Here is a 13,174-nt window from a genome sequence, read left to right as displayed (position 1 = left end):
GGATGCCGCATAGCCCGACCCGCGCCACGCTCGCCCGGCCTCTCGGCCTCGCCTTCGCCGTGGCCTTGTCCGCCGCTCTGGCCGGCTGCTCCACCTTCGGCGAATCGACCCCCGCGGCATCGACCGCGCCGTCCACGGGCAGTTCGCTCGCCAACTACTTCAAGTTCGGCCAGGCGACGCCGCCCGAGCCGGCCGCTCCGATGGTCCAGGAAGATTTCGAGTGCCCCTCCGTCGACATTCTCGACGGTGCGGCGGCACTGCGCCAGGGCGGTCCCGAGGCCGAATCGGTTCGCTCGCAGCTTTCGATCACCAACACGGCACGCGAGTGCACGCTGAACGGCAACCAGATCGTCATCAAGATCGGGGTCGAGGGCCTCGCCTTGCTGGGGCCTGCCGGCAAGCCGGGCACCTACACGGCCCCGATCCGCATCGTCGCCAAGCGCGGCGACAAGGTGATCGTGTCGCGCTTCGTCCGCCAGAGCATCAACGTGCCCGGCGGCGCGGCGGCCAACGCGCCCTTCGTCGTCATCGAGAACGACATCGTCGTGCCCAAGGACGGCGACGAACTCACCCTTCTCGTCGGCTTCGACGAGCGCGGCGGAGCGGCGGCGACACCCCGGCGCAAGCGCAGCTGACGCGTCGGCGGCGCAAAAAGAGGCGTCGCCTGCGGAAAACTTCTTCACCCTGAACGGCTCCGGTCGATTGACCGGGCCTCGGGTGTCACGTAGGTTCGCGTCGTCAATGATCGACGCGGAAGAGTCCGGCGGGAACCCGAGTGGGGACCAGTCGCCGGCGCCGAAGGCGCAACCGCCCCGGAAACGCTCAGGCCGAAGGACCGCGTCGAGCTGACACTCTGGAAAGCGGCACCCCGCTCGCGCGGACGTGCCCACCGACGGGGGTAACCTGGGCCGCGGCCCGGGGAAATCTCTCAGGTCTCGGGACAGAGGGGGCAGCGCCGGACATTTGTCCGGCCGTGCTGCTCTTGACCGGGACCCATCATGTCCAGCGACGCGCCGGCTGACACACAGATCCTTCTGAGGACCCCGCTCGACGCGCTGCATCGCAGCCTCGGCGCGCGCATGGTGCCGTTCGCCGGCTACGACATGCCGGTTCAATACCCCACCGGAATCCTGGCCGAGCACGAGTGGACGCGGTCCAATGCCGGCCTGTTCGACGTCTCGCACATGGGGCAGGGCTTCCTCGTCGGTCCCAGCCACGAGGTGACGGCGCGCGCGCTCGAGGCGCTTTGCCCTGCCGACATCGTCGGCCTCGCTCCCGGGCGGCAGCGCTACACGCAGTTCCTTGCGGACGACGGCGGCATCCTCGACGACCTCATGGTCGCGCGCTCACCCGACGCGGGCGAAGACGGCGCGCTGATGCTGATTGTCAATGCCGGCCGCAAGGAGGAGGACTTCGCCCATCTGGAAGCGAAGCTGCCGCCGTCCGTCCGCCTGATGCGGGCCCCCCACCGCGGACTTTTGGCCCTGCAGGGCCCGAAGGCAGCGGCTGTCATCGCCCGGCACGCTCCCGATCTCGCCGACATGCGCTTCATGGACGCCCGGTCCGCCACCATCGGCGGCATCGAGTGCACCGTCACCCGCTCCGGCTACACGGGCGAGGACGGCTATGAGATCTCCGTCCATGCCCGCCGCCTCGTGGCCCTGGCAGAATTGCTGCTCCGCGAGCCCGAGGTGAAGCCGATCGGGCTCGGTGCGCGCGATTCTCTGCGCCTCGAAGCGGGGCTCTGCCTTTACGGGCACGACATCGACACGACCACCTCGCCCGTGGAAGCGGCCCTCGTCTGGTCCATGCAGAAGCGCCGGCGCGAAGAGGGCGGCTTCCCCGGCTTCGACCGCATCCGTTCGGAACTCTCCGGCGGCCCCTCGCGGCTGCGTGTCGGGTTGCTGCCGGAAGGGCGCCAGCCGGCCCGCGAGGGCACCGAGATCCAGGCGCCGGACGGGCGTCCCGTCGGCACCGTCACCTCGGGCGGTTTCGGCCCCAGCGTCAACGGGCCGGTGGCCATGGGCTACGTCGAGGCTTCCCTGGCCACCGAGGGCACCGTCCTCAACCTCATGGTCCGCGGCAAGGCGCTTCCCGCCAAGGTCGTCGCCCTGCCGTTCGTCCCCCACCGCTACGCCCGCTGAACCCAGCCCCGGAAGGAAGCCATGGCCGAGACCCGCTACACCAAGGACCACGAATACATCCGCGTCGACGGCGACACCGGCATCGTCGGTATCACCGACTATGCCCAGGGCCAGCTCGGAGACGTGGTCTTCGTCGAGCTCCCTGCGCTCGGCAAGGCGCTTTCCAAGGGCGCGGAGGCCGCTGTCGTCGAGAGCGTCAAGGCTGCCAGCGAGATCTACGCACCGGTCTCTGGCGAGGTCGTCGAGGTGAATCCCGACCTCGAATCGGCTCCGGCCACGGTCAACGAGGATCCGAGCGGCCGCGGCTGGTTCCTCAAGCTGCGCATCAAGGACGCGTCGGAGCTGCAGGGCCTGATGACCGAGGATCAGTACAACGACTACGTCGCGACGCTCTGAGCCGGCGCACGCAAGGACACCCAGCGCATGAGATACCTGCCCCTTTCCGAAGCCGACCGCTCCGAGATGTTGGCGCGCATCGGCGCCGCCTCGATCGACGACCTGTTCGCCGACATCCCTGCCGAGAAGAGGCGGGCCGGCCTGCCGGACCTGCCGCGCCGCAAGGGAGAACTGGAGGTCGAGCGCCTGCTCGGCCGCATGGCCGGGCGCAACGTCTCTGCCGGATCCGTGGCCTTCTTCGTCGGCGCGGGGGCCTATCGCCACCACGTCCCGGCGACGGTGGACCACCTCATCCAGCGCTCGGAGTTCCTGACGAGCTACACCCCGTACCAGCCGGAAATCGCGCAGGGCACGCTGCAGTACCTGTTCGAGTTCCAGACCCAGGTGGCGGCGCTGACCGGCATGGAGGTCGCCAATGCCTCCATGTATGACGGCTCCACAGGCTGCGGCGAGGCGGTGCTGATGGCCCACCGGATCACGCGGCGCAACCGCGCGGTGCTCTCCGGAGGTCTACACCCTCATTACGCCGAGGTCGTGCAGACCCTCTCCGGCATGGCTGGCGAAACCGTCACCCGCCTCCCCGCGGACGTCACCGCGTCGGAGGATCTCCTGGCCACCATCGCCGACGACGTGTCCTGCGTCGTCGTCCAGTCGCCCGACGTGTTCGGCAATCTCCGCGACCTCCGGCCGATCGCCGAGGCGTGTCACGCCAAGGGCGCATTGCTCATCGCCGTGTTCACCGAGGCGGTCTCGCTCGGGCTGGTAGAGTCGCCCGGAGCCATGGGGGCCGACATCGTCGTGGGCGAGGGCCAGTCGATCGGCAATTCGCTCAACTTTGGAGGACCTTACGTTGGGCTCTTCGCGACGCGGTCGAAGTATGTGCGGCAGATGCCCGGCCGCCTGTGCGGGGAGACGGTGGATGCAGCCGGAGAGCGCGGCTTCGTGCTGACGCTGTCCACCCGCGAGCAGCACATCCGGCGCGAGAAGGCGACGTCCAATATCTGCACGAATTCAGGGTTGTGCAGCCTTGCCTTTACAATTCACATGACTCTCCTCGGCGAGGCCGGGCTGCGTCGGCTGGCGCGCATCAACCACGCCAACGCGGTGCGGCTGGCGGGCCTCCTCGAGCAGGTGCCCGGCGTCGAGGTCCTGAACCGCAACTTTTTCAACGAGTTCACGCTCCGGCTCACGCGGCCGGCGGCGGCGGTGGTGGAGCAACTGGCCGCTCGTGGCGTGCTGGCGGGGGTGCCCGTCTCGCGGCTGCTGCCAGGGGCAGGTCTCGACGATCTGCTTCTCGTCGCATCGACTGAAATCAACACGGACGAGGACCGCGCCGCGCTGGCGGACGGGCTTCGGGAGGTGCTGTGATGCTGAACCGCCAGGGACGCCCCACCATGGGCATCGCCGCCGAAACGAGCGGCGCGACTTTCACCGGCAACCGCGCCCTGCAGCAGCAGGAGCCGCTGCTCTTCGAGATCGGCCGCGCGGAGACGACCGGCGTCGACCTCGACGAACCCGTGGCGTTCGAGCCTCGCCTGGGCGGGCTCGTGCGCAAGGGCGAGATCGGCTTGCCCGGGCTCTCCGAACCCGAGACGATGCGCCACTACGTCCGGCTTTCGCAGAAGAACTACGGCATCGACACCGGCTTGTTTCCGCTCGGCTCCTGCACGATGAAGCACAACCCGCGGCTGAACGAGCGCATGGCTCGCCTGCCGGGCTTTGCCGACGTGCACCCGCTGCAGCCGGTCTCGACCGTTCAGGGTGCGCTGGACGTCATGGCCGGCGTCGCGCACTGGCTGGCCGAACTCACCGGCATGGCAGCCGTGGCGCTGCCCCCCAAGGCGGGCGCGCATGGCGAACTGTGCGGCATGATGGCCATCAAGGCGGCCATCGCCGCCTCCGGCGAGGGGCATGTGCGCGACGTCGTGCTCGTGCCCGAAAGTGCCCACGGCACGAACCCCGCGACGGCGGCGCTGGTCGGCTTCTCGGTCCGCTCCATCCCGGCCCGCGACGACGGCACGGTTGACCCGGCCGACGTGCAGGCGGCACTGGGGCCCGAGGTCGCGGCGATCATGCTCACCAACCCCAACACGTGTGGGTTGTTCGAGCGCGACATCGTCGCCATCGCCGACGCGGTACATGCGGCCGGTGCCTATTTCTACTGCGACGGCGCCAACTTCAACGCCATCATGGGCAAGGCCCGGCCGGGCGACCTCGGCGTCGACGCCATGCACATCAACCTGCACAAGACCTTCTCGACGCCGCATGGCGGGGGAGGCCCCGGCGCCGGGCCGGTGGTGCTGTCGGCGCGCCTCGCGCCCTTCGCCCCACTCCCGTTCCTGCGGCAGGACGGCGATCGCTGGGCGCTCGTCGAACACGCTGCAGAGGCTGGGGATGCAATGCCGTTCGGGCGCATGACGGCGTTCCACGGCCAGATGGGCATGTTCGTGCGGGCACTCTCCTACATGCTCTCGCACGGGGCCGACGGGCTGAAGCAGGCCTCTGAGGATGCGGTGCTGTCGGCGAACTACATCAAGGCCGGCCTGTCCGACCTGATGTCGCTGCCCTTCGGCGACCGGCCCTGCATGCACGAGGTGCTGTTCGACGACCACTGGCTGCGCGACACCGGGGTCACCACGCTCGATTTCGCCAAGGCGATGATCGACGAGGGCTACCACCCCATGACGGTGTATTTCCCCCTCGTCGTGCATGGCGCCATGCTGATCGAGCCGACGGAGAGCGAGTCCAAGGCTTCGCTCGACCTCTTCGTCGCAACCCTGCGGGATCTCGCCATGGCCGTCAGGCGGGGTGAAACGGAGCGCTTCACGGAGGCGCCGAGGCTCGCCCCGCGCAGGCGCCTGGATGAGACGCGGGCCGCGCGCCAGCCGGTGCTGCGCTGGACGCCTCCCGAGCCGCTTCCCGAAGCAGCGGAATAGGCGAGTGAAGCGGCGCGGGCTCCCATCAGGGCCCCGCGCCGCATTGCAACCTGCAGTCGTTAACGGCATCCTGCAACCAAGATGCCCCGCCCGAGGTTCACGGGGTCGGGGATATGCCGCACAGGGCGAGCAACGGGGATCAGGCCATGCGCTTGGACGACCTGAGGTCATCAGACAATGTCGAGGACCGGCGCGGCGACGGCGGCTTCAGCGGAGGCGGGGGAACCGGCTTCGGAATCGGCGGGGGCCGGCTCGGGCTCGGCACGATCGTGGTGCTCGGCCTGCTCGGCTGGGCGCTCGGCATCAACCCCGCCATCCTGATCGGCGGGGCCGAGATGGTCGCGGGCCGCGGCGGCAATCCGCCCCAGCAGACCACTCCGGCGCGTACGGGCAAGCCGACCGACCAGGCCGGCGACTTCGTCTCCCGCGTGCTCGGCGAAACAGAGGACGTGTGGTCGGAGGTTCTGCCGCAACAGGCGAACATCGACTACGTTGCGCCGAAGCTCGTGCTTTTCTCCGGCGCGACGAACTCCGCTTGCGGCGGGGCGCAGTCGGCAATGGGGCCGTTCTACTGCCCGCTGGACCAGAAGGTCTATCTCGACACCAGCTTCTTCCAGGAGATGCAGCGGCGCTTCGGCGGCGGCGGCGACTTCGCCTACGCCTATGTGATCGCTCATGAGGTCGGCCACCACGTCGAGAACCTGCTGGGCATTCTGCCGAAGGTGCAGCAGGCACAGCGCCGCGCGACCGACAAGGCCGAGGCCAACGGATTGTCTGTCCGCGTCGAACTGATGGCAGACTGCCTGGCCGGCGTGTGGGCCAATAAGATGAACCAGCGCCACAGCAACATCGACGAGAACGACGTCCGCCAGGCTGTTCGCTCGGCGACGGCGATCGGCGACGACAATCTGCAGCGCCAGTCGCAGGGCCGGGTGGTTCCAGACAGCTTCACCCACGGCTCGTCCGAGCAGCGTGTGCGCTGGCTGATGACCGGCCTCAAGACAGGCAACGTCAAGGCCTGCAACACCTTCCAGCAGGGCGCGCAGCTCTGAGGCCTTAGCGCAGCCGGCTTCGTCCCCGCCTGTCGAAGACGGGGGCGGCGAGCCTGACGGCGCGCGGCAGACGCCGCGCCGTCAGGGCGCGGCGCTCCACGACCAGACCCTGCAGCGGGTTCAGCGTTCCGAAGATCGAAGTCGCCGCATTGGCTCGCCATGCTGACAGCGGTGCCTGCCTGCGCACCAGCGTGAAGCCCGCCGCCGTGCGCGGCCCCTCGGCGAGGAACGCTTCCGCCTCGACGATCCAGTCGCCGCCCGGCACCAGGCCGCTTTCCAGCACGAGAAACCAGTCGGATCTCAGGCGTCCGGCGCCGGCGGCGATGCGCTCGTCCCGCTCCGGTCCGGCCTCCACCACGGCGCAGCCGGCGGCATCGGCGACCTGCTGCGCGTAGGCGTTCGCCGGCGCCGTGAGCAGGGCGACGTCGCGCACGAGCCCTTCCGCGACGCCCGGCACGAGGGCGGCGAGGGTGTCGAGCAGGGCCGGATCATCCCCGGTGACGTTGACGAGCACCGACAGCATGGGGTGCGTCCTAGCACGGAGCGTGCCGCGTCTGACGAGCAGGCACTTGAAATTTGTCCGGGGGAATGAAATGTTCCTGTTCTGTTCACATGAGACCGGACGAGAACCATGGGCATCGCCTTCAAGAAGGCCGACTTCGTCCGCCCCAAGGACGGGCCGGCACATCTGGTGATCGGGGAGGGGCGCGAGGCCCCCGTCGAGGCCGAGCGGCGCAGGGGTCGTGGCGCCGTCACCAACCGAACCGGCCGCTTCGAACGCGAAAGCCGCGAGACGGTCGACGATGGCTGGGAGAGCGGAGCGGAACTGCCCCCTTTCAAGACCGAAGTGACTCTCGAAAAGGCGAAGAGCGTCATCACGCGCAACGAATCGCCAGACATATCCTTCGACCGGTCGATCAATCCCTATCGCGGCTGTGAGCACGGGTGCGTCTACTGCTTTGCGAGACCGACCCACGCCTTCATGGGTCTTTCGCCGGGGCTGGACTTCGAGTCGAAGCTCTTCGTGAAGACGGGTGCGGCCGAGCTTCTGGAACGCGAGCTTTCGGCGTCGGGCTACAGCCCTCGCACGATCGCCATCGGCACCAACACCGATCCCTACCAGCCGATCGAGAAGCAGGTGCGCAGCATGCGCGCCATCCTCGAGGTGCTGGCCCGCGCCAACCACCCGGTCGGGATCGTCACGAAATCACATCTCGTGACGCGTGACATCGATATCCTCGGGCCGATGGCCGAGAAGGGTCTCGCAAAGGTGGCTCTCTCGGTGACGACGCTCGACCCCAAGCTGTCGCAGCAGATGGAGCCGCGCGCGAGTACTCCCAGCAAGCGGCTGGACGCGATCCGCGAGCTCACGGCCAACGGCATCCCGACGACGGTGATGGTGGCTCCGGTCATCCCGGCCGTGAACGATCCCGAGATGGAACGCATTCTGGAAGCGGCGGCCGGGATGGGCGCGTCCGAGGCCGGTTACGTGCTGCTTCGCCTGCCGCTGGAGGTGAGGGATCTCGTGCGCGAATGGCTGCTGGAGCATCACCCCGACAAGCTCCGGCACGTGCTGTCGCTCATCCGGTCGACCCGCAACGGCAAGGACTACGACGCCAAATGGGGGGAGCGCATGACGGGAGACGGCCCCTATGCCTGGATGCTCGGCCGCCGCTTCGAGGTGGCCGCCCGAAAGCTGGGGCTCAATCGCAAGCGCCTGAAACTCCGCACCGACCTGTTCACCCCGCCGGCGCGCGCGGGGCAGCAGCTGAACCTGTTCTGAGGACAGCCCGAGGAGGCAGTCATGTCCGTCCCGCCCCGGATCACGCTCGTCACGCTCGGCGTCAGGGACGTCGCCGCCGCGACTGCCTTTTACCAGCGCCTCGGCTGGAGGCTGTCCAGTGAGGGCAACGAGAGGGTGTCCTTCTTCGCGCTGGACGGGATCGTGCTGGCAGTGTGGTCACGCGCGGAACTGGCCGGCGACGCCATGGTCGAGGACACGCCGCCCGGCTTCGGCGGCATCGCTCTCGCGATCAACCTGGCGAGCCGCGACGAGGTGGACGCGGCCATGGCCGCGGCCGAAGCGGCGGGCGCACGCATCACCAAGGCGGCGCAACCTGTGTTCTGGGGCGGTTACTCCGGCTACTTCGCCGACCTTGACGGGCATCTCTGGGAGGTCGCCCACAACCCGTTCTGGCCGCTGGACGAGAACGGCCAGGCAATCCTGCCGGAGTAGGCGCGATGACCACTCCCATCGAGGATCTGCCCAATCTCGGGCCCGTGACACGGCGCTGGCTCGCCGACGTCGGAGTGGACGACGCCGATGCCCTGCGCGAGATCGGCGCCGTGGCGGCTTACGTCAGGCTCCGCTTCGCGCAAGGGCGGGTGAGCCTGAACGCTCTCTATGCTCTCCATGCCGCGCTGCGAGGCATCCCGTGGACGGCGCTCGGCGAGGAGGAGAGGGCCGAGTTGCGCCGCGCCGCGGAGGCTGCGATGCCGCGCAGCGAACCCGAGCCCAACCCGCGGCCTCGCGCCGCACATCCGCATCGGGCCGCTCGCAAACGGCGCTGAGGAAGCCGGGGATGGGCTTGCGGCCAAGCTTGCCCGGCGCCGCACGATCGGCAGCATGGCCATATGAGCCGAATCGCTGCCAAGGCCAGCGCGCCCGTCCAGCCCGGCCCGGATTTCAGCCGGGAGGCCGAACTGATGGCGAGCGGCGTTCGCCCGGTGGCAGGCGTCGACGAGGCTGGCCGCGGGCCGCTCGCCGGCCCCGTCGTTGCGGCGGCCGTGATTCTCGATCCCGACCGCGTTCCGGAAGGCCTGGACGATTCGAAGCTGCTGCCTCCGGCGAGGCGCGAGGAACTGTTCGAGATCATCGTCGCCACGGCGCAGGTGTCCGTCGCCAGCGTGTCTGCGCTGCGGATCGATGCGACGGACATCCGGAAGGCCAGCCTCGAGGCGATGCGCCGGGCGCTGGCAGGCCTGTGCGTGACGCCCGGTTTCGCGCTGGTGGACGGCCGCGACCTGCCGCCATGGCCGGGCCTCGGCCGGGCCGTCGTGAAGGGCGACCGGCTGGTCGCCTCCATCGCGGCAGCCTCCATCGTGGCGAAGGTCACCCGCGATCGCATGATGGCGCGGCTCGGGCTGCACTATCCCGGCTACGGTTTCGAGCGCCACGCCGGTTACGCCACGTCGGCGCATCGTGCGGCGCTCCTGCGCCTGGGGCCGTGCCCCTTCCACCGTATGACCTTCGGCTCCTGCGTCGAAGACGATTCCGCGGGCTGAGCAGTCCAGAATTCCCTAACGCAAGGTAAACAAAGCCGCGGCAAACATTGCCGGGGATTGTCTCTATTTCGCACAGAGTTTTTTCACCAAGTAAACGCAGCTTTTACCGCGTTATCCCTAACGTGTGTCTCGTTCGGTTGCGTTTGTGGTGTGTTCATGCGTACCCCGCTTACCGATGCATCCGCCGCCGGGCCCCGGAACCCTGTATCGCGTACCGGACGCCCCGCGGTGGATCATCGGAGGGAGCTTCGCGCTCCTCCCCTGGACCAGATCGTGGTCGGAGACTGCATCGCGGAGCTGTCCAGGCTTCCCGAGGCGAGTATCGACCTCGTTTTCGCCGATCCCCCCTACAATCTGCAGCTCGAAAGCACGTTGCTCCGGCCCGACCAGTCGCTGGTCGATGCCGTGGACGACGACTGGGACAAGTTCTCGAGCTTCGCCGACTATGACGCGTTCACCCGCGCCTGGCTGCTGGCCTGCCGCCGCGCCATGAAGCCGGACGCCACGCTGTGGGTCATCGGCTCCTATCACAACATCTTCCGGGTGGGCGCCATCCTCCAGGACCTCGGCTTCTGGATCCTGAACGACGTGGTGTGGCTCAAGGCCAACCCCATGCCGAACTTCCGCGGCCGTCGCTTCACCAATGCCCATGAGACCATGATCTGGGCATCGAAGTCGCCGCAGGCCAAGTCCTACACCTTTCACTATGAGGCACTGAAGGCCGGCAACGAGGACCTGCAGGTCCGCTCCGACTGGTTCATGCCCCTGTGCACCGGGGGCGAGCGCCTGAAAGACGCGCAGGGCCGCAAGCTGCATCCCACCCAGAAGCCGGAAGCGCTCCTCCAGCGGATCATGCTGGCTTCGTCCAATCCCGGAGACGTGGTCCTCGACCCCTTCTTCGGCAGCGGCACGACGGGCGCCGTGGCCCGCCGCCTCGGCCGCCACTTCGTCGGCATCGAGCGCGACCAGAACTACGCCGAGGCTGCGCGCGCCCGGATCGACGCGGTGGTCCCGCTCGATCCGTCCTGCGTTGCGTCCGCTCCGGCCAAGCGAAACGAGCCGCGCGTGCCGTTCTCCTCCGTCGTGGAAGCCGGCCTCATCGCCCCTGGTACGACGCTGACGGACGAGCGCCGCCGCCATGCCGCTGTCGTGAGAGCCGACGGTGCGCTGGCCCTGGGGAGCGTCGTGGGCTCGATCCACAAGATCGGAGCTCTCGCGCAGGGACTGCCGGCCTGCAACGGTTGGACGTTCTGGCACCACGAGGCCGCCGGCCGCCTGGCGCCCATCGACGACCTCCGCAAGGTCTTCCGGGGCATGGGAGCCGCCGCAGCAGCCGCATGATTCTGGGTCGACCGTTGATTCGGAAAGGCGCGGAGGCAGGCGAGCGTTAGTGCGTCTGTAGTCAACGGGCCAGGGACGTCGCCAGCGGCATCGGACAGAGTATCGGCGCCGAGCCAAGCCGGCACGACTGAAAACATTCTACTCGGCTCTATGCTCTATCGTTCTCGGACAGCGCTTCACGATCCTCTTTCGGATCGCGTTGGAATCGAGCTGGGCGTCTGGTCCGCGCGCCACTGCTCGTGCACAAATCTACGCACCCAGCCCACGCTCCACCACCTTCCGCATGACCGTCGGAAACGCAGCGCCTGCGATATCGTGCCTCGGGAGCCAGCGGGAGTCGCCTGGTGCCGGGGTCGCCGCAGGAACCTCCGCGACATAGACCGCCAGCTCGAGCGGGAAGTGCGTGAAGACGTGCGTCACCGGGCCGGTCAGCTTCCGCCAGTGTCCTGGGACGGGAGCGAAAGCGAGATCGCCGGCGTGATCATGACCCGCCGTCCAAGGCGTGTTCGGCACCTCGGTCATGCCCCCGAGCAGGCCCTTGGGTGGCCGCGTGCGCACGAGGATGGCGCCGTCGGCGCGGCGGGCGACGAACGCAGCGCCGCGGCGCAGGGCGCCGGATACCTTCTTTTCCTTGCGCGGATAGGTCTCCTGCGTCCCCTCGCGCCGCGCCAGGCAGGGCTCCCGCCAGGGGCACAGTCCGCAGGCTGGCGACTTCGGCGTGCAGATCGTGGCGCCGAGGTCCATCATGGCCTGTGCGAAGTCGCCGGGGCGAGCGGCGGGGGTCAGGCTGTCAGCGAGCGACCTGATGACCGGCTTGGCGCCCGGCAGTGGGTCCTCCACCGTGAAGAGCCGCGTCACCACCCGCTCGACATTGCCGTCCACCACCACCGCCCGGCGATCGAAGGCGATCGCGGCGACGGCGGCGGCCGTGTAGGCGCCGATGCCGGGCAGGGCACGCAGTGTCTCCTCCTCGTCCGGGAAATCGCCCCCATGCCGCTCCACCACGGCTTTCGCGCAGGCATGCAGGTTGCGGGCGCGCGAATAGTAGCCGAGCCCCGCCCACGCCTTCATCACCTCCTCCGACGGTGCCTCGGCCAGCGCCTCGACCGTCGGGAACAGCGTCAGGAACCGCTCGAAGTAAGGCTTCACGGCCCTGACCGTCGTCTGTTGCAGCATGATCTCCGACAGCCAGACGCGATAGGGGTCCGGCGTCTCGCCCGGCCGTGACCGCCAGGGCAGGGTTCTGCGGTGGCGATCGTACCAGGCGAGGAGCAGCGCCGGATCGGCGGCCGGCAGGGCGCCGGTCGATGAAGCATCGGCAGCCTTGGCGGCGGAACGGGTGCGGGATACCATGGTGGACGCGGTCTCGGGTTGCACAGCCGACCTAGCGAATCCGCCGCATTCCGTGAAGCTCGAAGGTGACGCATGGCCGGCCGCGGCACGCCGAAGCCCCTCGCCGAACTGATCGAGGCCTGCCTCGCGCCGGCCCTGAAGTCGCAGGGATTCGCGGCTGCCGACATCGTCGTGGCCTGGCCGGAGATCGTCGGTCCGCGCCTCGCAGGGCGCTGCGAGCCCGTGAAGATCCAGTGGCCGAAGCGCCCGCGCGGCGCCTCTCCGGACACGCCGGCCGAGCCGGGCACGCTGGTGCTGCGGGTGGAGAGTGCCTTCGGGCTGGAAGTGCAGCACATGGCTCCGGTGCTGCTGGAGCGCGTGAATGCCTATTTCGGCTGGCGCTGCCTCGGCCGGATCGCACTCCGCCAGGGCCCCGTCGGCACAGGAAAAAAGAAGCCGGGGACGACCCGAGACCTCGATCCGGCCGCGCTGGCCGAAGCGCGCGAAAAGGTGGCCGGCGTTGCCGATGACGAACTGCGCGAGGCGCTGGTCAGGCTCGGGGCCGGCATCATTTCGGCCCGCCCGCAGGGGTCGCGCTGAGGCGACGCGCCGCCGCCGGGCACTCGGAACCCGCTCTTGCCACAATCGTCAGGCCGATGGAGAGTGTCGCGCCGCGCCCCGAGGGGCG

The 13,174-nt window shown here is 68.9% G+C and carries 14 protein-coding genes and 2 riboswitches; of the genes, 12 read left to right on the top strand and 2 right to left on the bottom strand.

All coding sequences use genetic code 11. The annotated features are described in order from the left end of the window. Positions 1-2: 2 nt before the first annotated feature. From AC5JCN_RS12745 to ypfJ, 6 genes are all read left to right on the top strand, one after another. Positions 3-635 (top strand): hypothetical protein, encoded by a 633-nt coding sequence (locus tag AC5JCN_RS12745; protein ID WP_495755437.1) that lies wholly within the window; start codon positions 3-5, stop codon positions 633-635. A gap of 106 nt (positions 636-741) precedes the next feature. Beyond that, positions 742-848, top strand: a riboswitch (glycine riboswitch). 1 nt (position 849) lies between these two features. Further along, a riboswitch (glycine riboswitch) is annotated at positions 850-948 on the top strand. Between the two features lie 50 nt (positions 949-998). Next, positions 999-2,144: a glycine cleavage system aminomethyltransferase GcvT gene (gene gcvT, locus AC5JCN_RS12740; RefSeq protein WP_495755436.1), complete on the top strand. Its 1,146-nt coding sequence runs from the start codon at positions 999-1,001 to the stop codon at positions 2,142-2,144. Positions 2,145-2,165: 21 nt separating this feature from the next. Continuing rightward, complete coding sequence (gene gcvH, locus AC5JCN_RS12735) at positions 2,166-2,540, top strand: glycine cleavage system protein GcvH (protein WP_495755435.1); 375 nt, start codon at positions 2,166-2,168, stop codon at positions 2,538-2,540. 27 nt (positions 2,541-2,567) lie between these two features. After that, positions 2,568-3,908 carry an aminomethyl-transferring glycine dehydrogenase subunit GcvPA gene (gcvPA, locus tag AC5JCN_RS12730; RefSeq protein WP_495755434.1) on the top strand — a complete coding sequence of 447 codons (1,341 nt, stop codon included), beginning with the start codon at positions 2,568-2,570 and terminating at the stop codon, positions 3,906-3,908. Then, complete coding sequence (gcvPB, locus tag AC5JCN_RS12725; RefSeq protein ID WP_495755433.1) at positions 3,908-5,476, top strand: aminomethyl-transferring glycine dehydrogenase subunit GcvPB; 1,569 nt, start codon at positions 3,908-3,910, stop codon at positions 5,474-5,476. Before gcvPA ends, gcvPB begins: the two co-directional genes overlap by 1 nt. A 146-nt stretch (positions 5,477-5,622) precedes the next feature. Next, positions 5,623-6,528, top strand: coding sequence for a KPN_02809 family neutral zinc metallopeptidase (gene ypfJ, locus AC5JCN_RS12720; RefSeq protein WP_495755432.1), 906 nt, complete (start codon positions 5,623-5,625; stop codon positions 6,526-6,528). A gap of 4 nt (positions 6,529-6,532) precedes the next feature. Here the strand turns inward: ypfJ and AC5JCN_RS12715 are convergent, their stop codons facing one another. Further along, positions 6,533-7,051 (bottom strand): glycosyltransferase family protein, encoded by a 519-nt coding sequence (locus tag AC5JCN_RS12715; protein WP_495755431.1) that lies wholly within the window; start codon positions 7,049-7,051, stop codon positions 6,533-6,535. Positions 7,052-7,159: 108 nt separating this feature from the next. Between AC5JCN_RS12715 and AC5JCN_RS12710 the strand changes: the two genes are divergently transcribed. From AC5JCN_RS12710 to AC5JCN_RS12690, 5 genes are all read left to right on the top strand, one after another. Next, positions 7,160-8,311: a PA0069 family radical SAM protein gene (locus tag AC5JCN_RS12710; RefSeq protein ID WP_495755430.1), complete on the top strand. Its 1,152-nt coding sequence runs from the start codon at positions 7,160-7,162 to the stop codon at positions 8,309-8,311. A 21-nt stretch (positions 8,312-8,332) separates the two neighbouring features. After that, a complete protein-coding gene (locus AC5JCN_RS12705) occupies positions 8,333-8,764 on the top strand; it encodes a VOC family protein (RefSeq protein ID WP_495755429.1) in 432 nt (143 codons plus the stop codon). 5 nt (positions 8,765-8,769) lie between these two features. Next, complete coding sequence (locus AC5JCN_RS12700; RefSeq protein ID WP_495755428.1) at positions 8,770-9,099, top strand: TfoX/Sxy family protein; 330 nt, start codon at positions 8,770-8,772, stop codon at positions 9,097-9,099. A gap of 63 nt (positions 9,100-9,162) precedes the next feature. Next, positions 9,163-9,813 (top strand): ribonuclease HII, encoded by a 651-nt coding sequence (gene rnhB, locus AC5JCN_RS12695; RefSeq protein WP_495755427.1) that lies wholly within the window; start codon positions 9,163-9,165, stop codon positions 9,811-9,813. 156 nt (positions 9,814-9,969) lie between these two features. After that, positions 9,970-11,154 carry a site-specific DNA-methyltransferase gene (locus AC5JCN_RS12690; RefSeq protein WP_495755426.1) on the top strand — a complete coding sequence of 395 codons (1,185 nt, stop codon included), beginning with the start codon at positions 9,970-9,972 and terminating at the stop codon, positions 11,152-11,154. A gap of 249 nt (positions 11,155-11,403) precedes the next feature. Here AC5JCN_RS12690 and mutY read toward each other — a convergent pair whose 3' ends face one another. Continuing rightward, positions 11,404-12,507, bottom strand: coding sequence for an A/G-specific adenine glycosylase (gene mutY / locus AC5JCN_RS12685; protein ID WP_495755425.1), 1,104 nt, complete (start codon positions 12,505-12,507; stop codon positions 11,404-11,406). Positions 12,508-12,579: 72 nt separating this feature from the next. Here mutY and AC5JCN_RS12680 point away from each other — a divergent pair, with 72 nt between their 5' ends. Continuing rightward, a complete protein-coding gene (locus AC5JCN_RS12680; protein ID WP_495755424.1) occupies positions 12,580-13,086 on the top strand; it encodes a DUF721 domain-containing protein in 507 nt (168 codons plus the stop codon). Positions 13,087-13,174 lie beyond the last annotated feature (88 nt).

It is taken from the genome of Alsobacter sp., assembly GCF_059501845.1.
This window is presented reverse-complemented; position numbering and strand designations above follow the sequence as displayed.

Coding starts and splice junctions, on each gene's coding strand:
- AC5JCN_RS12745 (WP_495755437.1), top strand. CDS start 3: ATGCCGCATAGCCCGACCCGCGCCACGCTCGCCCGGCCTCTCGGCCTC.
- gcvT (WP_495755436.1), top strand. CDS start 999: ATGTCCAGCGACGCGCCGGCTGACACACAGATCCTTCTGAGGACCCCG.
- gcvH (WP_495755435.1), top strand. CDS start 2,166: ATGGCCGAGACCCGCTACACCAAGGACCACGAATACATCCGCGTCGAC.
- gcvPA (WP_495755434.1), top strand. CDS start 2,568: ATGAGATACCTGCCCCTTTCCGAAGCCGACCGCTCCGAGATGTTGGCG.
- gcvPB (WP_495755433.1), top strand. CDS start 3,908: ATGCTGAACCGCCAGGGACGCCCCACCATGGGCATCGCCGCCGAAACG.
- ypfJ (WP_495755432.1), top strand. CDS start 5,623: ATGCGCTTGGACGACCTGAGGTCATCAGACAATGTCGAGGACCGGCGC.
- AC5JCN_RS12715 (WP_495755431.1), bottom strand. CDS start 7,051: ATGCTGTCGGTGCTCGTCAACGTCACCGGGGATGATCCGGCCCTGCTC.
- AC5JCN_RS12710 (WP_495755430.1), top strand. CDS start 7,160: ATGGGCATCGCCTTCAAGAAGGCCGACTTCGTCCGCCCCAAGGACGGG.
- AC5JCN_RS12705 (WP_495755429.1), top strand. CDS start 8,333: ATGTCCGTCCCGCCCCGGATCACGCTCGTCACGCTCGGCGTCAGGGAC.
- AC5JCN_RS12700 (WP_495755428.1), top strand. CDS start 8,770: ATGACCACTCCCATCGAGGATCTGCCCAATCTCGGGCCCGTGACACGG.
- rnhB (WP_495755427.1), top strand. CDS start 9,163: ATGAGCCGAATCGCTGCCAAGGCCAGCGCGCCCGTCCAGCCCGGCCCG.
- AC5JCN_RS12690 (WP_495755426.1), top strand. CDS start 9,970: ATGCGTACCCCGCTTACCGATGCATCCGCCGCCGGGCCCCGGAACCCT.
- mutY (WP_495755425.1), bottom strand. CDS start 12,507: ATGGTATCCCGCACCCGTTCCGCCGCCAAGGCTGCCGATGCTTCATCG.
- AC5JCN_RS12680 (WP_495755424.1), top strand. CDS start 12,580: ATGGCCGGCCGCGGCACGCCGAAGCCCCTCGCCGAACTGATCGAGGCC.